Raw genomic sequence first — 20,121 nt, forward strand, 5'->3', positions numbered from 1 at the left:
CCGTGCTCGCCTCAGCCTTCGGGGATATCTCGATCTATCGTAGGCCCTGTACGACCGTACAGGACGGCCGTCGAGGAGGGGGCCTGCGATGACGCGGTTCTTGGGACGGCTGGGCGCCTGGTGCGCCCGGCACGGGTTGGTGGTACTGACCTTATGGGTGGTCGCGGCGGCCGGCCTGATGGGCGCCAGCCTCGTGCTCGGCAGTCCCGTCAGCAACGACGCGACGATCCCCGGCACGGACGCGCAACGCGCCCACGACCTGATGCGCTCGGGCTTCGGCCCCGGCTACGAGACGGGCGGCACCGTGCAGCTCGTCCTCTACGCGCCTCAGGGGCAGCTCATCGACAAGGCCCGCAAGGAGGCCGTCGAACGGGCGATCACCGACATCCGCGCGGTCCCGCACGTGAAGCAGGTCGACACGCCGTTCCGCCGCGGCGGCATCGCCTCCAACCTGCAGATCGGCCTCATCACCGTCCGGATGGAGGGCCACGACCCCGCCAAGCCCGCCGAGGCCGCCCAGGCCGTCTCGCGCGCCGCGCAGCCGGCCCGGGCCGCCGGTCTGGAGGTCGTCGCCGCCGACAGCTCCACCCCGGCCGACAAGGAGATCAAGACCGGGCCGAGCGAGATCATCGGCGTGGCGTGCGCGCTGCTGGTGCTCGTCCTCGCGTTCGGCACGCTGACGGCGGCGCTGGTGCCGATCTTCACCGCGCTGGTCAGCGTGGCCGCCGGGCTGGGCGTCATCGGCCTGCTCGGCCACGTCGCGGACGTGCCGAAGCAGGCGGGCATCATGGCCACGATGATCGGGCTCGGCGTGGGCATCGACTACGCGCTGTTCCTGCTGTCGCGGCACCGCAAGCTGCTGGCCGACGGCGTGCCCGTCCAGGAGTCGGTGCGCCGCACGGTGGCGAGCTCGGGCGGGGCCGTGGTGTTCGCGGGCGGCACGGTCATCGTCGCGCTGAGCGCGCTCGTGCTCGGCGGCTTCCCGCTGCTGCGGACGCTGGGCCTGGTCACCGGCGTCTCGGTGGTCACCGCCGTGCTCACCTCCGTCACGCTGGTCCCGGCCCTGCTCGGGTTGCTCGGCCATCGCGTGAACGCGCTCAGGCTGCCCTTCCTCGGCCGGCGCCGAGGCGGCGACTCCTCCGGCTGGGCCGGGCTCGGCGCGTGGGTGGCCCGCCGTCCGTGGCGGGTGCTGATCGGCAGCGTCGTCGTGCTGGCCGCGATCACCGCGCCCGCGCTGGCGCTCAAGCTCGGGCCGCTCGACGACGGGTACGCCGCGCAGGGCTCCGAGCCGCGCCGCGCGTACGAGCTGATGGCCTCCGGCTTCGGCCCCGGCGTCAACGGGCCGCTGCTGGTCGTCGCCGAGCTCGACGAGAAGGCGGCCGGCGCCCAGGCGCCCGTGGTGAAGCGGCTCAGCGACGCGATCGAGCACGTGGACGGCGTCGCGCACGTCGCGCCCGCCAAGGTCGGCGACACGGGCCGGACGGTGATGATCCAGGCGATCCCCGACTACGCGCCCAGCGACAGCCGCTCCGCCGACGTCGTGCACGACGTCCGCGCCCTGTCGGTCCCCGGGGCGAAGCTGCACGTCGGCGGCAAGGTCGCCGCGCTGACGGACGCCGGTGACCGCATGGCCGAGCGGACCCCGCTGGTCATCGGCGTGGTCGTGCTGCTCAGCGCGCTCCTGCTGCTGCTGGCCTTCCGCGCCCCGGTCGTCGCGCTGAAGGCCGCGGTCATGAACCTCATCTCGCTCGGCGCCGCGTTCGGCACGCTCGCGATGGTCTTCTCCGTCGGGCTCGGCAGCCGGCTCGTCGGCATGGACCCGCCGCTGGAGGCGTCCTCGCTCCAGACGTTCTTCTTCACGGTGCCGATCGAGAGCTACGTGCCGCTCATGCTGTTCGCGGTGCTGTTCGGGCTGTCGATGGACTACGAGGTGTTCCTGCTGACGGCCGTGCGGCAGGCGTACCTGCGGCACCGGGACAACACCCGCGCGGTCGCCGAGGGGCTGGGCTCGACCGGCCGGGTGATCACCTCGGCGGCGCTCATCATGGTGTCGGTGTTCGTGGCGTTCATCGCCTATCCGGATCCCATGGTCAAGACGTTCGGCGTGGGCCTGGCGGCGGCCATCGCCGTGGACGCCACGATCATCCGGGGCTTCCTCGTGCCGGCCACGATGGTGCTGCTGGGCCGGGCGAACTGGTGGTGCCCGCGCTGGCTGGACCGGCTGCTGCCCAACCTGTCGGTCGAAGGGCACGAGGAGGACGACCACGAGGTCCGTCCCGGCGGCGACGCCGGTCACGGGCAGCGCGAGGACCTGCCCGAGCCCGTGGGCGCCCGGGGCTGAGCCCGGCTTCGCCTCCGCAGGGGAAGGACCCCGTACCGCCCAGGCGGTGCGGGGTCCTTCGTCCATCGGGGAAGGTGTCCAGGTCGCCGGTTACGGCTTCTTCGGCGGCGTGCAGCTGTGGAAGCCGTTGATGTAACCGTTGCGGTAGCCCATGCTGAACGGGTCCGAGCCGGTGAAGTTGAGGTCGAACGGCGTGCCGGCCTTGCAGTCGAACCGGCCGTCGGAGAAGCCCTTGCTGTAGCCCTTGTTGTAGCGCTTCTTGCCGGGCGGCTTGACGGCGACGGTGGTCACGGTGGTGGCCGTCCGGACGACCGGGGCCTTGGCGGTGCCCGCGGAGGCGGACGCGGGAGAGGCCGCGGCCGGGCCGAACGCGAGCGCGCCGAGGAGTGCCGGAGCGGCCAGCATCATCACTCGCCTGGTACGCATTCCTGTCTCCTTGATCCCGCCGGCCCGCGGTGACGACCACCTGCGGGTGTTCCGGCGCTCACCAGAAAGCATGGCCGGGTTCCAGTCACCGCTCCGTGATGCCGGCGTGACGGCGGCATCACCGGCGTCGTTCAGCGCTCCTGCGACGGGCGCAGACCGGCGACCAGGCCGCGCAGCCGGGGCGTGGGCGACAGGCTGAGCTCGTCGCGCAGGCCGCGCACGTAGAGCTGGTACTGGCGCAGCGCCTCGGCCTGGTTGCCCTCGGCCAGGTGCGCCTCGACCAGGGCGGCGCAGGCGCTCTCCCGCAGCGGCTCGGCGTGCAGGGCCACGCTCGCCGCGGTCACCGCGTCGGCGTACCTGCCCGCCCGGACGAACCGGGCCGACAGCGCCTCCAGGGCGTGCAGCCGCTGCTGGTGCCACTGCTCGGCCTCGCCGAGGACCCAGTCGTCGTACCAGCCGGGCAGCAGGCCGTGCGACAGCACCTCGATGGCGCGGCGGTCGAGGTCGGGGCAGGCCGCGGCCGGGTCGAGGATCCGTTCGGCCAGGGCCCGGGCCTCGTGGAGGTCGACGCGCGTGTCCGGGGCCAGGCCCACCTCGGTGGAGCCGATGTGCAGCATCCGGCGTCCGGTGGCGTCCAGGCGGGCCAGTGCCGAGCGCAGGCTCGCGTACGCGCGGTGCTCCGGCGCGTCGGGCCACAGCGTGACCGCCGCCAGGTTGCGGGAGACGGCCCGGCAGCCCAGCCCGATGAAGGCGAGCAGGCGTTCGGAGCCGTTGGAGACGTTGATCTGGTCGTCGCCGGCGAGAAGCCGGAAACCGCCGAGGAGCGCGAGACGGAGACTGCTGCCCATGGCCTTCGGTCCCTTCACTGTCCCGGATCGGAAACCCTTGGTCAACGCTCGGTGCCCGTGTGCTTCACGCCCGTACCGTCCCGATATATACCCCTTTATGGCGGTTTGTCAGCCTGGCGTGGTGGATCGCCCCGAACGGCGCCAGCCGGTGATGCCTCCCTCCAGCGACAGCGCCCGGAAGCCGTTGCGCCGCAGCAGCCGCACCGCCTCGGGCGACACGACGCAGTACGGCCCGCCGCAGTAGGCGACGATCTCCGCGTCGCGCGGCAGCTCCTCCAGGCGGTCGCGCAGCTCGGCCAGCGGCAGCGACACCGCGCCCGGCAGGTGGGCCGTGGCGAAGGCCGCCGGCGAGCGCACGTCCACGACGATCGTGCCCGGATCCGCCAGCCGGGCGGCCAGCTCGGCGGCCGTCACGCCCTCGGGCGAGCCCAGGTGGCGGGCCACCGCCTCGCGCAGGTCGGCCAGCCGCCCGTGCGCGAACATCTGCATCTCCCCGAGGAAGCGCGACACCCCCTCGTCGGCCAGCCGGTAGAAGACCTTGGTGCCCTCCTTCCGGCTGGTGACCAGGTGGGCGGCGCGGAGCTGCTGGAGCTGCGCCGAGGTGTTCTTCAGCGCGATGCCCGCCTCCTCGGCGAGCTCCTCCACCGTGCGCTCCTGCTGGTCGAGCACGTCGAGCAGCCGCAGCCGCACCGGGCTGGACAGCACCTTGCCGACGCGGGCGAGCTGCTCGTAGATCGGCTCTTCCGGGAAACCGGCCATCAGACCATGTACTGGTCGTGCCGGAGGTAGAGGTCGGTCCACTCCTCCTCGGTGAGCTCCCGGCCGGTCGTGGCGATCTCGGCCAGCTCCTCGAAGTAGCCCTCCCTGGGGGCGCCGGGGGTGAACAGGATGAGCATGGTCGCCGGGGCGCCCGACTCGTTGCGGAAGCCGTGGATGCCGCCTTCGGGGACGAACAGGAAGTCGCCCGGGTTGCCGTCGATCCACTTGTCGCCGTTGAACAGGCGCACCGAGCCGTCGAGGACGTAGAAGGACTCGGTGATGGTGCGGTGGAAGTGCGCGCCGGCGCCGCCCGGGCGGGGGCCCATCTCCCACCGGTAGAGCCCGAACGCGCCGTTGGTGGTGGCGCCGGTGCCCAGGTGGTGGACGTGGGTGCGCCGCTGGGCCGGGTCGTCGGTGTGGGGGCCCATCACCAGGTCGGCGGGCTGCCCGGCGGTGCGGAGGCGGGCGCTGACCTCGCCCTTCTCGGCGAGGTAACGGGGCTCGGGGTACGACATGGTTAGCTCCTCTGCTGTTCTAAGGATCGTTAGAATAGCAGAGGAGTCGGGGGATCAGAAGACGATGACCGTGCGGGCGACCGTGCCCTGCCGTACGTGGGCGACCGCGTCGTTGATCTGGTCCAGCGGCAGCCGCTCCGTGATCAGCCCGCCCAGGTCCAGGCGGCCGCGCTGGTACTGGGCGGCCAGCATGGGCAGGTCGCGGTGCGGCGCCGCGTCCCCGCCCTGGGTGCCCATGAGGCGGCGCGAGGAGAACAGCAGCGAGGGGTCCACCTCCACCGGCCGGCCCGCCGGCGGGCTGCCGACCATGACCGTGGCGCCGCCCGGGGCCGTGGCGGCGAACGCCTGGGCGAGCACGCCCGGCACCCCCGTCACGTCGAAGGCGTAGTCCACGCCGCCCCGCACCACCTCGCCGACCTGCGCGGGCAGGTCACCGGGGATGAGCGTGTGCGTGGCGCCGAAGCGCTCGGCGAGCTTGAGCTTCGCCTCCGCCACGTCGGCGGCGATGATCGTGGCCGCGCCGGCGAGCACCGCGCCCTGGATGACGTTGAGGCCGACGCCGCCGCAGCCCACGACGAGGACGCTGGAGCCCGGGGCCACCCGCGCCACGTTGAGCACGGCGCCGACCCCCGTGACGACGCCGCAGGCCAGCAGGGACATCGCGTCGAACGGCGCCTCCGGGGCGACCCGCACGCACATGGGCTCGTTGACCACCGTGTACTCGGCGAACGAGCCGATGCCGATGAAGCGGCGGGTCTCCGCGCCGTCCAGCGTGACGCGTGGCTCGCCGCCCATGATGGCCCGCATCCGGGCCGGGCCGGAGCACAGGTGGAAGCGGCCGGCGCCGCAGTGACGGCACTTGCCGCAGGGGCCGCTCATCGAGACGATGACGTGGTCGCCGGGCCGGACCGTGGTCACGCCCGGCCCGACGCTCTCGACGACGCCCGCGCTCTCGTGGCCGAGGATGTACGGCAGCCGCGCGACGACCGGGCTCTTGCCGTCGATGGCCTTGAGGTCGGAGCCGCACACCCCCGACGCCTTGATCTGGACCCGTACCTCGCCGGGGCCCGGATCGGCGATCTCGACCTCGCGGATCTCCATCGGCCGGTCGAAGGCGGTCAGCACGGCGGCGCGCATGAGCATGCGCCCACGCTAGCCCGGCCTCACGACATGAGCAAGCGATTGCTCGGCAAGATCCTTCTTGCCCCCCGGTCCGTTGACACCCCCTGGGGGCGAATTTACGCTGGCCGAAACCAAGCGAGCGCTAGGCCAAGACGGGGGTGTGGCGCACGCCGTACCCAGAAGGTGAAGGCGATGGTGCGACGACATCACGAGGTGCGGCGGGGCGCGGCGGGCCTGGCGGGCGCGCTGGCCGTGGCGCTGCTGCTGGCCGGCTGCGCCGCCGAGCGCAGGACGCCGGCCGCGACCGGCGGCGGCGCGCCCGGCGTCACCGCGACCACCGTCAAGGTCGGCGGCGTGCTGACCAAGACCAGCGCCAGCGGGTACTCCACCAAGGACGCCGAGATCGGCGCCAAGGCCCGGTTCGAACGGGCCAACGCCGAGGGCGGCGTCCACGGACGGAAGATCGAGTTCGTCGGCGCCGAGGACGACGGCCAGGACGCGGCCAAGGGCGACGCGGCGGCCAGGAAGCTCGTGCAGAAGGACCAGGTGTTCGCCCTGGTGCCCGTGCACGCGCCCAACTTCGGCGGCGCGGCGTTCCTGGAGCAGCAGGGCGTGCCGTGGTTCGGCTGGGCCACCGGGCCGCAGTGGTGCGGGACGCGGACCGGCTTCGGCTACAACGGCTGCCTGGCGCCGAAGAAGGGGGCCGGCTCGCAGACCTGGTGGGGCAGGCAGATGGCCGACCTGCTCGGCGGCGCGCGGGGCAGGAGCGTCTACGTCCAGACCACCGACTCCAGCGGTAGCAAGTACGGCGGGACGACGATCTCCCAGTCGTTCGCCGCGGCCGGGTTCGAGCTGGTCGGCGTCAACTCCGGCCTGCCCGCCGCCGCGCCGCCCCCCGACTGGCTCCCGTACGTCAACAAGATCATGACCTCGGACGGCGGCAAGGCCCCCGACGTCGTCGTGTCGGTCATCGCCGGCACCAAGTTCAACGTCGGCCTCTACTCCGCGCTCAAGCGGGCCGGCTACCGGGGCGTGCTCACCGACGCCACCAGCTACGACGCCGCCATCCTCAAGGACCCGGCCAGCGCGCAGGCGCTGGAGGGCGTCGTCGCCGCGCCGATGTTCGAGCCGTTCGAGTCGACCGCCCCCGAGATCGCCACGTTCAAGGCGGACGTCGAGAAGGTCGCCCCCGGCGCCACGCTCACCCAGCACATGGCGATCGGCTACTGGGCCGCCGACATCTTCCTCGACATGCTCACCAAGACCGGCAAGGACCTCACCCGCGCGAGGTTCCTGGCCACCGCCGACGGCGACTACTCCTATGAGAACGCCGGATTCGGCCGGATCCGCTTCCCCCAGGACCACACCGAGCCGAACGGCTGCGGCGCCCTGGTCAGGCTGGAGGGCGGCGCGTTCAAGGTGGCCAAGAGCCTCAAGTGCTTCGACAACGTGCCGCTGAAATGATCATCGGCTACGTCCTCAGCGGGCTCGTCACCGGCGCCGTCTTCGCCGTCATGGGGGCGGGGCTCACCCTGTCGTACGCGGCGACCGGCGTGTTCAACTTCGCCCACGGCGCCGTCGGCTTCACGGCGGCCCTGCTGTTCTACCAGTGCGACCGGGCCGGGCTGCCCCCGTGGCTGTCGGCGCTGCTCGCGGTCGGCCTCTTCGCGCCCGCGCTCGGCTACCTGCTGCACCGCGCCATGTTCCGCGGCCTGGCCCGCGCCGGGGAGACCGCGCAGATCGTCGCCACCATCGGGCTGACGATCGCGCTGCCCGCCCTCGGCCTGCTCGCCGTGGACCTGCTCGGCCTGCCGCCCGCCGACGCCACCGCCCTGCCGCGCGGCGTCGGCCCGCACCCGGCCGTCGCCCTCGACGTGCTCGGCGTCCGCCTCGACACCGACCAGCTCATCACCTTCGCCCTCTCCGCGCTCACCGCCGCGGGCCTGTGGGCGTTCCTCCGGCACACCCCGTACGGGCTGCGCATGCGCGCCTCCGTGGACCGGCGGCGCCTGGCCACGCTGCGCGGCGTGGACGTGGACGCCACCTCCGCCCTGGCCTGGATGCTCGGCTCCGGCCTGGCCGGGCTCGCCGGGGTGCTGGCCGTGCCGGTGATCGGGCTCGACGCCACCGCGTACACGGTGCTGCTGTTCGCCTCGGCCACGGCGGCGGTGTTCGGGCGGCTGCGGTCGGTGCCGTGGACGTTCGCCGCCGGGCTCGGGCTGGGCGTCGTGCAGAACCTGGTCGCCGGGTACACCGACTTCCTGGAGGAGGTCACCGGGCTGCGCACCGCCGTGCCGGTGATCCTGCTGTTCGCGGGGCTCGTGCTGCTGAACCGCTCGCGCGAGCGGGTGGCGGGCAGCGCGGCCGAGGACGCGCCGCCGCCCGACCACCTGGCCGGGATCCCGCCCTGGCGGCGGCGCCTGCCGTGGGCGCTGGCCGCGGCCGGGCTGCTCGCCTTCACCGCCGCGGGCCCGGAGTACTACGTGGGCGTCGCGGCCAACGGGCTGGTGCTGGCGCTGATCTTCTGTTCGTTCGTGGTGGTCACCGGGATCGGCGGCATGGTCAACCTGGCCCAGGCGTCGTTCGCCGCGATGGCGGCGCTGACCTGCGGGTGGGCGTACGCGTCGGGGCTGCCGTTCTTCGCCGCGATCCTGCTCGGGGTGCTCGCCGCGTGCGCGGTGGGCCTGCTGGTGGCGCTGCCCGCGCTGCGACTCGGCGGACGGGTGCTGGCGCTGGCCACGCTGGCCCTCGCGCTGCTCGCCGACCAGGTGCTGTTCCAGGTGGACGCCTTCAGCAACGGCACGATCGGCTGGCCGCTGCCCGCGCTCTCCCTCGGGTTCGCCGACACCTCCGACCCCCGGGTGCGGGTGGTGCTGCTGCTCGCGCTCGTCGGGCTGGCCGGCCTGCTGGTGCGCAACCTCGAACGCTCGGCCTCCGGGCGGGCCGTCCTCGCGGTCCGCTCCGCGCCGGCCGCCGCCGTCACGTCGGGGCTGTCCGCGCCCCGCGCCAAGATCACGCTGTTCGTGCTGGCGTCGGGGATCGCCGGGCTGGGCGGGGTGCTGTTCGCCGTCTCCAAGGAGTCGATCACCGCGACCGACCTGCCGGCCTTCTCCGGGTTCGTGTGGCTGGCCGTGGTGGTGCTCCAGGGGGTGCGCCGGGTCGGCGGCGCGGTGCTCGGCGGGCTGGTCGCCGCCGCCATGCCCGAGCTGCTGTCCGCGTGGGGGCTGTCGGCGCACGTGGGGGCCATCCTGTTCGGCGCGGGCGGCGTGGTGCTGGCCCGGCATCCGGACGGGGTGCTGGCGCAGTTCGCCGAGTCGCGCCACCGGCGCCGGCTGCGCCGCCAGGAGCGGGAGCGCGCCGCCGGGCTGCGGCGCGAGCCCGCCGGCGTCCCGTCCGGCGGCGTCTCTCCCGCCGCTGCCGCCACCTCCGCCGCCGTCACCTCCGCCGTCGCCCCTTCCGCCGCGGCCGCCGCCGTCGAGTGGGAGGAGCCCGCGCTGTTCCGGCTGGAGCACGTGGTGGCGGGCTACGCCGACTGCACGGTGCTACGCGGCGTCGAGCTGTCCGTACGGCCCGGCGAGGTCGTCGCGCTGCTCGGCGCGAACGGCGCCGGCAAGTCCACCGCGTGCGCCGTCGCCGCCGGGGACCTGCCCGTGGCCGCCGGCCGGGTGCTGCTCGACGGCCAGGACGTCACGGCGTGGCCCGCCCACCGCAGGGCCAGGGCCGGGGTGCTGCTGGCGCCCGAGGGCCGGGGCGTCTTCCCCGGCCTCACGGTGGACGAGAACCTGCGCACCTGGCTCGACGATCCTGCCGCCGCGTACGAGCGGATGCCGCAGCTCGCCGCCCGCCGCACCGTGCTCGCCGGGGCGCTGTCCGGCGGTGAGCAGCAGCTCCTCACCCTGGCTCCCGCGCTCGTCAGGCCGCCCCGGGTGCTCATCGCCGACGAGCCGTCGCTGGGGCTGGCCCCGCTCGTGGTCCGGCAGGTGTTCGAGGTGTTCGCCGAGCTGCGCGAGCGCGGCGTGGCCCTGCTGCTGGTCGAGGAGAAGGCCACCGAGGCGCTGGCCGTGGCCGACCGCGTGGCGTTCATGCGGCTCGGCCGGATCACCTGGGCCGGGCCGAGCTCCGAGGTGGACGCCGACCGCCTGACCGCCGCCTACCTGGGAGTGTCCTGATGCTGCGGGTGAGCGACGTGTCCGTGTCCTTCGGCGGCGTCAGGGCCCTGGACGGAGTGTCGTTCGAGGTGCCGGAGGGACAGGTGTGCGGGGTCATCGGGCCGAACGGCGCGGGCAAGACGACGCTGTTCGACGTGGTGTCGGGGCTGCGCCGGCCGAACGCGGGACGGGTGAGCGTGGCCGGGGAGGACCTGACCCGGGCGTCCGCGCTCCGGCGCGCCCGGCGCGGGCTGCGCCGCACGTTCCAGCGCACCCAGGTGTTCGGGCGGCTCACGGTGGCCGGCAACGTGCTGGCGGCCCTCGACTGGCACGGCGGCGGGGGCGGCCTGGTCGCCGACCTGGTGGGCCGGCCCGCGCGCCGGCGGCTGGAGCGCGAGCGGCGGGCGCGCGTGGACGAGGTGCTGGAGCTGTGCGGGCTGACCGCGCTGCGCGACGCGTACGCCGCGGCGCTGCCGGTGGGACAGCGGCGGCTGGTGGAGCTGGCCCGCGCCCTGGCCGACCGGCCGAGGCTGCTGCTGCTCGACGAGCCCACCTCCGGGCTCGACGCCGAGCAGACCGCCCGGCTGCGCGCGGTCGTCGCGGCGCAGGAGACCACGGTGCTGCTCGTCGAGCACGACATGGGCTTCGTCATGGACGCCTGCGACCGGCTGGTGGTGCTCGACCTCGGCCGGGTCATCGCCACGGGCCCGCCGGACGAGGTCCGGGAGGACCCGGTGGTACGGGCGGCGTACCTGGGCTGACCGCGCTTCCGGCCGGCCACACATGGCCGCTCAGAAGGACGGGACGGCGCGGATCGCCGCGAGCAGGTGGGCGTGGACGCGGGCGACCGGCTCGGCCGACAGGCCGCCCGAGCGGACCGCGAGGTAGCCGGTGTTGATGGGCGGCACCTCCGGCTCGGCCAGCGCCACCAGCGCACCGGACGCCAGGTGCGCGCGGCACAGGTACGAGGGCAGCACCGAGCACCCCATCCCGGCCAGCACCGCGTTCAGGACGCCCCGCAGGTCGGGGATCACGAGCTGGGCGGCCGTGGAGGGGCGGCGGCCGAAGACCGTGCGCCAGTAGCGCCGCACGATCGGCAGGTCCTCCGCGTACGCGATCAGCGGCAGCTCGCCCGGCCACCGTCCGGCCGCGTCCGGGGCGGCGACCAGCACGAACTCCTCGTCGTACACCGGCTCGGCCTGGATGCCGCGATGGCGCGGCCGGATGGTGGAGACGACCAGGTCGAGCCGCCCGGCGGCGAGGCCGGAGAGCAGGTCGTCGGACAGGCCGAACGTGAGGCGCACCCGCAGCCCGTCGCGCACCAGCGGCGCCAGCATCGGCACCACCTGCTCCGACAGGAACTCCGCCGGCCCGCCCAGGTGCACCGCGCGTTCGACCGGCAGCCGCGTACCCACGACGGCGTCCAGCGTGTCGAGGGACGCGGCCACCCGGCGGGCCAGCTCGTCCGCGGCGGCCGTGGGCGTCACCCCTCGCGGCATGCGGTCGAACAGCGGCCGTTCCAGGGCCGCCTCCAGGGACTTGACCTGGGCGGTGACGGCGGGCTGCGACAGCCGCAGCGTCTGCGCCGCCGCCGTGATCGACCCCGTGCGGTAGACCGCGAGGAAGGTCCTGAGCAGATCCAGCGATACCGGCATATCAGTATTCTGATGGCTGGACGGGCCTTGCGCTATTTGTGGCTGATGGCGGCCGGAGCCATCCTGGAGGCATGACCAAGCGCATTCTCATCGCACTGACCAGCCACGACGACCTCGGCGGCGTACGCCGGACCGGCTACTACGTGTCCGAGGCGGCCCACCCGTGGGAGGTGTTCCGCGCGGCCGGGTTCGAGGTGGACGTGGCCAGCGTGCGCGGCGGCGAGCCGCCCCAGGACGGCCACGACCCGTCCGACGAGGTGCAGAACGCCTTCCTCGCGACGGAGGCGGCCCATGACACCGCCAGGCTGGCCGACGTGGACGGCTCCGCCTACGACGCCGTCTTCTACGCGGGCGGCCACGGCACCATGTGGGACTTCCCGGCCGACCCCGACGTCGCCCGCGTCGGCAGGGAGGTCCACGAGCGCGGCGGCGTGGTGGCCGCCGTCTGCCACGGGCCGTCCGCGCTGGTGAACCTCACGCTGTCCGACGGCACCCACCTGGTGGACGGCAAGCGGGTCGCCGCGTTCACCAACAGCGAGGAGAAGGCCGCGGGCGTGGACGCCGTCGTGCCGTTCCTGCTGGCGGACGCGCTGACGGAGCGGGGCGCGCGGCACGAGGGGGCGCCGGACTGGCAGGCCCAGGTGGTCGTCGACGGCCGCCTGGCCACCGGCCAGAACCCGGCCAGCGCCGCCCCGCTGGCCGAGCGCGTCGTCGAACTCCTCGCGTAGGCGCAGGCCCGGGTCTTCGGGAGTACGGGGCCCCGTACCGAGGAAGGACATGGGGCATGACGCTGCACCCCAACCTGGACCCGGAGCTGCGCGAGGCCCTGGAGCGGACGCCGCCGCACACGCTGGAGGCGGCGACGCTCACGCCCGAGGTCGTCGCGCGGCAGCGGGCCGAGCTGGACGCCCTGCTGGCGCTCATGCCGCCGCCGGGGCCGGGGGTGGTGGTCGAGGACAGGCGCGTGCCCGGCCCCGGCGGCGACGTGCGCCTGCGCGTCCACGCCCCGGCGGCCCCGCCCGACCCCTCCCGGCCGGCCGGGAGGCCGTGCCTGTACTGGATCCACGGCGGCGGCATGGTCTTCGGCCGGCCCGAGATGGACGACGGCCTGCTCGCCGGGTACGTGGAGCGGCTCGGCTGCGTCGCCGTCTCCGTCGACTACCGGCTCGCCCCCGAGCACCCGCACCCCGCGCCCGTCGAGGACTGCTACGCCGGCCTGGTCTGGACCGCCGCGAACGCCGCCGGGCTCGGCGCCGACCCGTCCCGGCTGGCCGTCGCCGGGATGAGCGCGGGCGGCGGCCTGGCCGCGGCCACGGCGCTGCTGGCCCGCGACCGGGGCGGCCCGGCCGTGGCCTTCCAGCTCCTGGCCTGCCCGATGCTCGACGACCGCGGCCTCACCCCGTCCAGCCGCCGCCTCGCCGATGCCCCGCTGTGGGACGGCGCGGCCAACGCCTTCGGCTGGCGGGCCCTGCTCGGCGACCGGGCGGGCGGCGAGGACGTGTCCCCGTACGCGGCGCCGGCCCGGGCGGCGGACCTGAGCGGGCTGCCTCCGGCGTTCGTGGACGTGACGGAGCTGGAGATCTTCCGGGACGAGGCGCTCGACTACGCCCGGCGGCTCGCCGAGGCGGGGGTCTCGACGGAGTTCCACCTCTATCCGGGCGGCTTCCACGGGTTCGACGTGCTGCTGCCGGACACCGAGCTGGGCCGGGCCGTCTCCGCGACCCGGCTCGCCGCCCTGAGGCGCGCCTTCCGCACCGGGACGCCCGCACCGGAACGCTCGCCCGCACCTGGCCAGTGAACCAAGCGTGCGCTAGGTTGGTCTCGTGGATCTCGACTTCACCAGGGCCGAACGCGACTTCCGCGCCGAGGTCCGCGACTGGCTGGCCGGGCACGTCCCCGAGCGGCTGCCGTCGATGGACACCCCCGAGGGCTTCGAGGCGCACCGCGCCTGGGAGGCGCTGCTGGCCTCCGCCCGCCTGTCCGCCGTCTCCTGGCCCGAGGAGTACGGCGGGCGCGGCGCGTCGCTCGTCGAATGGCTGATCTTCGAGGAGGAGTACTGGGCCGCCGGCGCTCCCGGCAGGGTCAGCCAGAACGGCGTCTTCCTGCTCGCCCCGACCCTGATGGCGTTCGGCACCGAGGAGCAGCGGCACGCCTGGCTGCCCGGCATGGCCCGCGCCGACCAGGTCTGGGCGCAGGCGTGGTCCGAGCCCGAGGCGGGCAGCGACCTGGCCGCGCTCACCTCCCGCGCCGAGCGGGCCGACGGCGGCTGGCGGCTGTACGGGCAGAAGACGTGGAGCTCCCGGGCCGCGTACGCCTCGCACGGGTTCGGCCTGTTCCGCACCTCCGGGACGCGGCACAAGGGGCTGACCTACGTCATGTTCCCGCTGGAGGACGTCGGCGTGCGGCCCGTCGCCCAGCTCGACGGGCTGCCCGGGTTCGCGGAGCTGTTCTTCGACGGCGTGTACGTGCCCGACGCGATGGTGATCGGCGAACCCGGCGACGGGTGGCGCATCGCCATGGCCGCCACCTCCTCCGAACGCGGCCTCACCCTGCGCAGCCCCGGCCGCTTCCTGGCCACCGCCGACCGGCTCGTCGCCCTGGCCCGCGACGCCGACCCGGCGCTCGCCGACCGGGCCGCCCGCTGCTGGAGCGACGCCGAGGCGTACCGGCTGCACACCTTCCACACCGCGCGCCGCATCGCGGCCGGGGAGGAGATCGGGTCCGCGTCGAGCATGGGCAAGGTCTTCTGGTCCGAGCTGGACCTGCGGATGCACGGCCTGGCCATGGAACTGCTGGGGGAGCGGGCGGGGGCGACGCCGTGGCTCGACGGGTTCCTGTTCGCCCTGGCCGGGCCCATCTACGCGGGCACCAACGAGATCCAGCGCACGATCATCGCCGAGCGCGTCCTGGGGCTGCCCCGGTGACGCCGCGTCCCCGCGTGTGCCTTGTTCTCTCCGCGGTCCTCTCCGCGGTCCTCTCCGCGGTCTTCTCCGCGGTTCTCTCCGTGCCGAGTCCTGTCCGTGCCGAGCCGGGAGGCCCCCTCGATGGACTTCGCCTTCACCCCGGACCAGCTCGCGCTGGCCGAGACCGTACGAGACGTCCTGACGGAGCACTGCCCGCCCTCGGCGTTGCGCGCCGGGCGGCTGCCCGGGTGGGACCGGCTCGCCGCCGTGGGGTTCTTCGGGCTGCTCGTGCCCCCCGAGGCCGACGGGCTGGGACTCCGCCTGGTGGACGCCCTGCCCGCCCTTGAGGAGACCGGCCGGGCCTGCCTGCCGGGGCCGGTCGTGGAGACGGCCGTCGTCGCGCCGTACCTGCTGCCGGGGGTGCCCAAGCTGGCCTCCGGGTCCGTACGGGTGAGCGTGGTGCCGCCGGGCGGCGCCGGCGCGCCGGACGCGGACCTGGCCGACCTCATCGTGGTCGCCGCGCCGGGCGCGGGCACGAGCGGAAGCGGCGGCGGTGCGGTGGTGGTGGGACGCGAGGCGGCGCGGCTGCGGCCCCTGCCGGGACCGGACCCGTGCCGCCGCCTCTCCGAGGTGTCGTACGCGGACTCCGCGCCACTGGACCGGCCGCTCGCCCCGGCGCTGCGCGCGGCCACCGTGGCGACCGCCGCCCAGCTCATCGGGGTGGCCCGGAGGCTGCTGGACGTCTCCGTGGCCTACGCGCGGACCAGGAGGCAGTTCGGGGCGCCGATCGGGTCGTTCCAGGCGGTCAAGCACCGGCTGGCCGACGTGGCGGTCGGCATCGCCTTCGCCGCGCCGCTGGTCCACCGGGCCGCGCTGGCGGTGGAGGCGGCCGTACCGGATGCGGCGCGGGACGCGGGAGGTGTGCCGGATGTGGAGCGGGACGTGAGCGCCGCCAAGGCGGCGGCGAGTGAGGCCGCCGACCTCGCCGCCCGCGCCGCGCTCCAGACGCACGGCGCGATCGGCTACACCGAGGAGCTCGACCTGAGGTTCTGGCTGGCCCGCGCGTGGTCGCTGTCGGCCGCGTACGGCGGCGCGGCCGAGCACCGGGCCAGGATCCGCGAGGCCCTCGCGGGCGGCGACCTTCGGCGGTACCCGTGAAGTACGGCGTGCCCCTGGGCCTCATCCACCCGGCCGCGTGGAAGGACGTCGCGGTGGCGGCCGACCGGCTCGGGTTCGAGTCGGTGTGGCTGCCCGAGCATCTGGTGTTCACCACCGACCTGTCGGCGGCCGCCTACCCGGGCACCTCGAACCCGGGCATCAAGCCGTCCACGCCCCTCTTCGACGCCCCGGCGTACCTGTGCTGGCTGGCCGCGCTCACCACCCGCGTCCGGCTGGGCACGGCCGTGCACCTGCTCGCGCTGCGGCACCCGTTCGTGTCGGCGCGCGCCTTCGCCACGCTCGACGTGGTGTCGACCGGCCGGGCGATCTGCGGGGTGGGCGCCGGGTGGTACCGGGGCGAGTGGGACGCGGCCGGGGTGCCGTTCGCGGACCGGGGCGCCCGGCTGGACGAGGTCATCGAGGTGACCCGGCGGCTCTGGACCGAGCCCGTGGTGGCGCACTCCGGGACGTTCTACTCGTTTCCGGAGGTGGCCTTCGAGCCGAAGCCCGTACAGCACCGGCTGCCGATCCTGTGCGGCGGCGAGTCGCCGGCCGCGCTGCGCCGGGCCGCGCGGCTGTGCGACGGCTGGATCAGCATGCCGCACACGCTGGAGTCGATCCGGCCCCAGCTCGACCGCCTCGCGGCGCTCGGGGGGACGGGGTCGGTGACGGTTCACGCGTACGAGCTGGGGTCGCCGGACGAGGTGCCGTCCTGGGCGGCGCTGGGGGTGAACCGGCTCATCGTCCGTCCGTGGAGGCGGAGCAGGGACGCGGTGTCGAGCCTGGAGTCCTTCGCGGCCCGGTACGGCATCACGCCCGCGCCGGTCTTGGGGTGAGCGTGGCGGCCGGGGCGCGGCCGTCTGACTGGACTCCGCCTGGTTGGCCGGGCGGTGTGTCAGGCGCGGTGGCGGCCCCTTCTGCGGCGGCTCTGGCGTGCGGGGGAGTCCGTGACCGGCGTGCCCGGGGAACGGTCGCCGGCTTCCGGAGCGGTCGTCGAGGAGGCGGCCGGGCCCGTCGGCGACGCGCCTGAGAGGGACGGCTCCGAGGAAGACGCACCTGAGAAGGACCGCACTGAGGAAGACGCTCCCGAGAGGGACGCACCTGAGAAGGACGGCCCCAGGAGAGACGCGCCTGAGGGGGACGCGCCTGAGAAGGACGGCCCCGGAAGAGACGTGCCCGAGAGAGACGCTTCCGAGAGGGCTGGGGCCGAGAGGGGCGGGGCCGAGAGGGGCGGCGTGGCGGTGGACGCGACGCGGTGGGGAGCGGACTCGGCGGCGGCGTGGGCGGGGGAGCGGTGGCGGCGGCCCCGGAGCGGTCCGTCCTGGGCGAACTGGTCGGACCAGCGCGGCTCCAGTTGGCGCACGTCCCAGCGGCCACCGGCCCGGTGGGCGTCGCCGCGATGGGCGTCCGACCCGTGGGTGCCGCCTCGGTGGGAGCCGGGCAGGCCGTCGCCGGGCTGGGCCTCGCCCGAGTGCGCGTCCGGGCGGTGCGACGGCGCGGGCTGCGGGTGGACCCAGTAGGGGTCGATCCGGCGGGCGTCCATGTGGTGCGGCTGCTCGGTGCGGTGCTGCGCCATCCCGCGGTGACGGCGGCCGCGCGGGGCGGCGTCGGGCGAGAACGTGGCGGGCTCCTCGACGGGGTGCCCGCTGAGGCGCCGCCGCCCCCGGTAGCCGCCGGTGGAGGCGTCCTGCCGCCCGGACCGCCCGGCGAACTCCTGACGTCCGGACCGGCTCGGGAGGTCCTGCCGTCCGGAGCGGCCCGCGACGTCCTGTCGCCCGGGACGGCCCTGGGGGCCGGTCATGCGGGCGGACCCCGACCGGGCGCCTTCCGCGCGCGCCGAGCGGTCCCCGAGACCGTCGTCCGCCCGGGCGTAGCCCCCCTGAACGCCCTCCAGGGCGCGAGAACCGCCCTGGAGGCCGCCCAGACGGGCGTACGAGCCGTACGACGGCTCGACCGAGCTCATGGGGCGAGGACGGCGGCCGAAGGCGTCCCACGGCTCCTCCTCGCGCGGCAGGCCCTGGGCGTCGCGCAGGAGGGTCTGGGCGTCACGCACCAGGAGCGCGACGTCCGGCGGCAGGGACTCGGCGGCCGGCCACGGCTCCGAGGGCGCGTACCGCGTGGCGCGGGCGGCGACTGGCGCGTGAGGCGTCTCCGGCGTCCGGGCGCCCGGCCGGTCGGCGGCGGCGGCCGTGCGGGGGCCGAACGCGTCGAACCGGCTCGTCGCCTCCGGGATCGCGAACGTGCCCGGCGGCAGCGCCAGGCGCGCGGCGATCGTCTCCAGGGACATCCCCCACTGCGCGGCTGCCGTCTCCAGCGGTACGAACCTGCCGCGGGCGGCCGCCGGGTCCGGCGAGGTGTCGACCGGGACGATGCGGCGGGCGCCGAGCGCCTCCAGCGGCGTCCCCTGGTGGATGGCGGTGGGCTCCAGCGGAGCGGCGGAGGCGTCCTCCGAGAGGGAGGCGAGGATGTCCGGGTGCAGGGGCATGGGGCCCGTGGCGGCCGGGTCCACCGGGAAGAAGTCCGCGGAGGACGCGGCCCCGGCGCCGTACCCGGAACCGGAGCGGGACGCGGCGGCGGAACCGCCGAGGGCCGCCGGGCGCGACGCGCTGACCGGCTCCACCGTCTCCAGCAGGGCGTCCGCGGCCGGGTGAGCGGAACGCCCACCCCCGGTGCCGCCCGCGAACGCCGCCTCACGGCCGTTCGCCGTGGTGCCGCTCGCGAGGGCCGCAGCGCCGCGGGCCGTGGTGCTCGCGACGAGGGTCGCGGCCGCCGTGGCCGTGGCGCCCGCCGCCAGAGCCGCTCCCGCCGTGGCGCGGGCCGCGGCGGTGGTGCGGGTCGTCAGCGTGGCGTCCGCCGTCGTACGGCGCACCATCGTGGCCTTGACCGGGACGCTCTCGGCGGCCGAGGCGAAGGCCGGGCGGCGGGGACGGCGGTGGCGGCGGCGGCCGGGAGCGGCCGGGGCGGCGGCGGCCAGAGCGGGCCGGGCGCGCATGTGCCGGGTCTTGGCCACCGCGAGCAGCGCGAGCGCGGCCACCAGCGCGGAGCCGACCAGCGTCGGCGACTCCAGCGCCGGGGACGGGTGCGCGGCCGAGGCGTCCCCGAGCGGCGCCAGCGGCTCGCTGGTGACGGCCTTGGTGTCGGCCGTGGCGGGCTTGGCGTGCTTGCCCTTCTTGGCGGCCTTGTCGGTGTTCGTGGCGGCCGAGCTGGTGGCCTGAGGCTGAGCCTGGGCCTGGATCTGGGTCTGCGGCTGGGCCGGCTGCGTCTGCGGGGTGGGCGTGGGCCCGGCCGCCTGCTGGGCGCCGTCGGCGGGCTTCGCGGTGGGCTGGGCGCGGGCGGCCAGCGGCGGCTGGACGATGGTGACCTCGGAGGACGGGATCAGCGCCCCGAGCGTGCTGTCGGTCTGCTGGAGGAGCCCGGTGTCGGTGTTGGCCGGCGGCAGGACGGGATCGACCTGGTTCTCGCGGGCCTCGCGGTCGAGCCGTTCCTTGATCCGCCACGGGTAGCCGTAGCCGACGACCTTGCTCGTGTCACGTTCCTTGCGCTTGAGGACGCCGCCGTCGATGTTGCCCTCGATCGTGTGGATCGTGTTGCCCTCGACCCGGGTCACGATGCCCACGTGGTCGATCCGGTCGAGGTCGTGGGAGCCGCTCCAGTCGAAGAAGACGAAGGCTCCGGGCTCGGGCTTGCGCCCCCAGGCGTCGTGCTTGCGGAACCACTTGGCGTGACTGACGGTCCAGGCGAACTGGCCCATCCACTCCCCATAGCCGAGCTTGTGCGCGGCCCAGGAGAGCATCATGTCGCACCACGGCGCGGAGGTGTAGTCGGCGTCGAACTCGACGTTCTTGCCGTACCAGTCGCCGAACTTGGTGTACGCACCGCCCCTCTCCGAGTAGCCGAGCTGGCTCTCGAGAAGGTCGATGAACTTCCGCATCTCTGGCGTCATGTAGTGCAGAGAAACCTTCCGGGCAAGACCGGATTCATCCGCACAGCCTGGGGTACACGGGGTACCCGGGACACGTGTGACAGATCCGGAGGCCTGTAGTTTTCGTGACGATCGGAGGCTACCGTGACAAAAAGGCAGGTAAAGCACCCGTCAAGCGCGTGTCGCGCTGGTGGCGGACGTGAAGGTGCAGGTCAAGAGCTTGCCAGATTTGTCCAAAGAACGTGTCGTTTATAGGTAAAAGATCTAGCTCGTTGCGCCGGACGGCTCGTTGCGCATGGCCCCGGGAGGCGGGCACGCGCCAGG

Annotated in this window: 16 protein-coding genes; 9 read left to right on the plus strand and 7 right to left on the minus strand. The window is 74.8% G+C overall.

What is annotated here, in order from left to right; genetic code table 11:
- Positions 1-88: 88 nt before the first annotated feature.
- On the plus strand, positions 89-2,341 hold the full coding sequence (locus HTZ77_RS35945; protein ID WP_175594220.1) for an MMPL family transporter: 2,253 nt from the start codon (positions 89-91) through the stop codon (positions 2,339-2,341).
- A gap of 90 nt (positions 2,342-2,431) precedes the next feature.
- On the opposite strand, the gene HTZ77_RS35950 is transcribed toward HTZ77_RS35945, so the two are convergent.
- The 5 genes from HTZ77_RS35950 to HTZ77_RS35970 all read right to left on the minus strand — a co-directional run bounded on the left by HTZ77_RS35950 (position 2,432) and on the right by HTZ77_RS35970 (position 6,032).
- Positions 2,432-2,767, minus strand: a complete 336-nt coding sequence (locus HTZ77_RS35950) for a hypothetical protein (RefSeq protein WP_175594221.1) — start codon at positions 2,765-2,767, stop codon at positions 2,432-2,434.
- Between the two features lie 131 nt (positions 2,768-2,898).
- On the minus strand, positions 2,899-3,615 hold the full coding sequence (locus HTZ77_RS35955) for an AfsR/SARP family transcriptional regulator (RefSeq protein WP_175594222.1): 717 nt from the start codon (positions 3,613-3,615) through the stop codon (positions 2,899-2,901).
- Positions 3,616-3,723: 108 nt separating this feature from the next.
- Positions 3,724-4,374: an ArsR/SmtB family transcription factor gene (locus tag HTZ77_RS35960; RefSeq protein ID WP_175594223.1), complete on the minus strand. Its 651-nt coding sequence runs from the start codon at positions 4,372-4,374 to the stop codon at positions 3,724-3,726.
- Positions 4,374-4,889 (minus strand): cupin domain-containing protein, encoded by a 516-nt coding sequence (locus HTZ77_RS35965; protein WP_175594224.1) that lies wholly within the window; start codon positions 4,887-4,889, stop codon positions 4,374-4,376. The genes HTZ77_RS35960 and HTZ77_RS35965 overlap by 1 nt, the downstream gene beginning before the upstream one ends.
- Before the next feature lie 54 nt (positions 4,890-4,943).
- Positions 4,944-6,032 carry an alcohol dehydrogenase catalytic domain-containing protein gene (locus HTZ77_RS35970; RefSeq protein ID WP_175594225.1) on the minus strand — a complete coding sequence of 363 codons (1,089 nt, stop codon included), beginning with the start codon at positions 6,030-6,032 and terminating at the stop codon, positions 4,944-4,946.
- Positions 6,033-6,203: 171 nt separating this feature from the next.
- On the opposite strand from HTZ77_RS35970, the gene HTZ77_RS35975 reads away from it, so the two are divergent.
- From HTZ77_RS35975 to HTZ77_RS35985, 3 genes are read left to right on the plus strand one after another with little or no spacing between them, the layout of a single operon-like run.
- Positions 6,204-7,475: an ABC transporter substrate-binding protein gene (locus tag HTZ77_RS35975; protein WP_175594226.1), complete on the plus strand. Its 1,272-nt coding sequence runs from the start codon at positions 6,204-6,206 to the stop codon at positions 7,473-7,475.
- Positions 7,472-10,180, plus strand: coding sequence for an ABC transporter permease subunit (locus tag HTZ77_RS35980; protein WP_175594227.1), 2,709 nt, complete (start codon positions 7,472-7,474; stop codon positions 10,178-10,180). The genes HTZ77_RS35975 and HTZ77_RS35980 overlap by 4 nt, the downstream gene beginning before the upstream one ends.
- Complete coding sequence (locus HTZ77_RS35985) at positions 10,180-10,920, plus strand: ABC transporter ATP-binding protein (RefSeq protein ID WP_175594228.1); 741 nt, start codon at positions 10,180-10,182, stop codon at positions 10,918-10,920. The genes HTZ77_RS35980 and HTZ77_RS35985 overlap by 1 nt, the downstream gene beginning before the upstream one ends.
- Positions 10,921-10,950: 30 nt before the next feature.
- Here HTZ77_RS35985 and HTZ77_RS35990 read toward each other — a convergent pair whose 3' ends face one another.
- Positions 10,951-11,814 (minus strand): LysR family transcriptional regulator, encoded by an 864-nt coding sequence (locus HTZ77_RS35990; protein ID WP_175594229.1) that lies wholly within the window; start codon positions 11,812-11,814, stop codon positions 10,951-10,953.
- 71 nt (positions 11,815-11,885) lie between these two features.
- Here HTZ77_RS35990 and HTZ77_RS35995 point away from each other — a divergent pair, with 71 nt between their 5' ends.
- From HTZ77_RS35995 to HTZ77_RS36015, 5 genes are all read left to right on the plus strand, one after another.
- Positions 11,886-12,542, plus strand: coding sequence for a type 1 glutamine amidotransferase domain-containing protein (locus HTZ77_RS35995; RefSeq protein ID WP_175594230.1), 657 nt, complete (start codon positions 11,886-11,888; stop codon positions 12,540-12,542).
- 56 nt (positions 12,543-12,598) lie between these two features.
- On the plus strand, positions 12,599-13,612 hold the full coding sequence (locus tag HTZ77_RS36000) for an alpha/beta hydrolase (RefSeq protein ID WP_175594231.1): 1,014 nt from the start codon (positions 12,599-12,601) through the stop codon (positions 13,610-13,612).
- A 25-nt stretch (positions 13,613-13,637) separates the two neighbouring features.
- Complete coding sequence (locus HTZ77_RS36005; protein ID WP_175594232.1) at positions 13,638-14,738, plus strand: acyl-CoA dehydrogenase family protein; 1,101 nt, start codon at positions 13,638-13,640, stop codon at positions 14,736-14,738.
- A gap of 96 nt (positions 14,739-14,834) precedes the next feature.
- Positions 14,835-15,875: an acyl-CoA dehydrogenase family protein gene (locus HTZ77_RS36010; protein ID WP_328808965.1), complete on the plus strand. Its 1,041-nt coding sequence runs from the start codon at positions 14,835-14,837 to the stop codon at positions 15,873-15,875.
- Between the two features lie 8 nt (positions 15,876-15,883).
- Complete coding sequence (locus HTZ77_RS36015; RefSeq protein ID WP_328808966.1) at positions 15,884-16,711, plus strand: TIGR03619 family F420-dependent LLM class oxidoreductase; 828 nt, start codon at positions 15,884-15,886, stop codon at positions 16,709-16,711.
- A 59-nt stretch (positions 16,712-16,770) separates the two neighbouring features.
- Here the strand turns inward: HTZ77_RS36015 and HTZ77_RS36020 are convergent, their stop codons facing one another.
- The gene (locus HTZ77_RS36020) at positions 16,771-19,806 is read right to left on the minus strand and encodes a CHAP domain-containing protein (RefSeq protein WP_175594234.1); all 3,036 of its coding nucleotides are present in this window, start codon (positions 19,804-19,806) and stop codon (positions 16,771-16,773) included.
- Positions 19,807-20,121: the final 315 nt, after the last annotated feature.

Source organism: Nonomuraea montanisoli (assembly GCF_013363975.1).
GTDB classification, from domain to species: Bacteria; Actinomycetota; Actinomycetes; order Streptosporangiales; family Streptosporangiaceae; genus Nonomuraea; species Nonomuraea montanisoli.

Excerpts from the sequence above, each read along its gene's own strand:
- HTZ77_RS35945 (WP_175594220.1), top strand. The coding sequence starts at position 89 with ATGACGCGGTTCTTGGGACGGCTGGGCGCCTGGTGCGCCCGGCACGGG.
- HTZ77_RS35950 (WP_175594221.1), bottom strand. The coding sequence starts at position 2,767 with ATGCGTACCAGGCGAGTGATGATGCTGGCCGCTCCGGCACTCCTCGGC.
- HTZ77_RS35955 (WP_175594222.1), bottom strand. The coding sequence starts at position 3,615 with ATGGGCAGCAGTCTCCGTCTCGCGCTCCTCGGCGGTTTCCGGCTTCTC.
- HTZ77_RS35960 (WP_175594223.1), bottom strand. The coding sequence starts at position 4,374 with ATGGCCGGTTTCCCGGAAGAGCCGATCTACGAGCAGCTCGCCCGCGTC.
- HTZ77_RS35965 (WP_175594224.1), bottom strand. The coding sequence starts at position 4,889 with ATGTCGTACCCCGAGCCCCGTTACCTCGCCGAGAAGGGCGAGGTCAGC.
- HTZ77_RS35970 (WP_175594225.1), bottom strand. The coding sequence starts at position 6,032 with ATGCTCATGCGCGCCGCCGTGCTGACCGCCTTCGACCGGCCGATGGAG.
- HTZ77_RS35975 (WP_175594226.1), top strand. The coding sequence starts at position 6,204 with ATGGTGCGACGACATCACGAGGTGCGGCGGGGCGCGGCGGGCCTGGCG.
- HTZ77_RS35980 (WP_175594227.1), top strand. The coding sequence starts at position 7,472 with ATGATCATCGGCTACGTCCTCAGCGGGCTCGTCACCGGCGCCGTCTTC.
- HTZ77_RS35985 (WP_175594228.1), top strand. The coding sequence starts at position 10,180 with ATGCTGCGGGTGAGCGACGTGTCCGTGTCCTTCGGCGGCGTCAGGGCC.
- HTZ77_RS35990 (WP_175594229.1), bottom strand. The coding sequence starts at position 11,814 with ATGCCGGTATCGCTGGATCTGCTCAGGACCTTCCTCGCGGTCTACCGC.
- HTZ77_RS35995 (WP_175594230.1), top strand. The coding sequence starts at position 11,886 with ATGACCAAGCGCATTCTCATCGCACTGACCAGCCACGACGACCTCGGC.
- HTZ77_RS36000 (WP_175594231.1), top strand. The coding sequence starts at position 12,599 with ATGACGCTGCACCCCAACCTGGACCCGGAGCTGCGCGAGGCCCTGGAG.
- HTZ77_RS36020 (WP_175594234.1), bottom strand. The coding sequence starts at position 19,806 with ATGCGGAAGTTCATCGACCTTCTCGAGAGCCAGCTCGGCTACTCGGAG.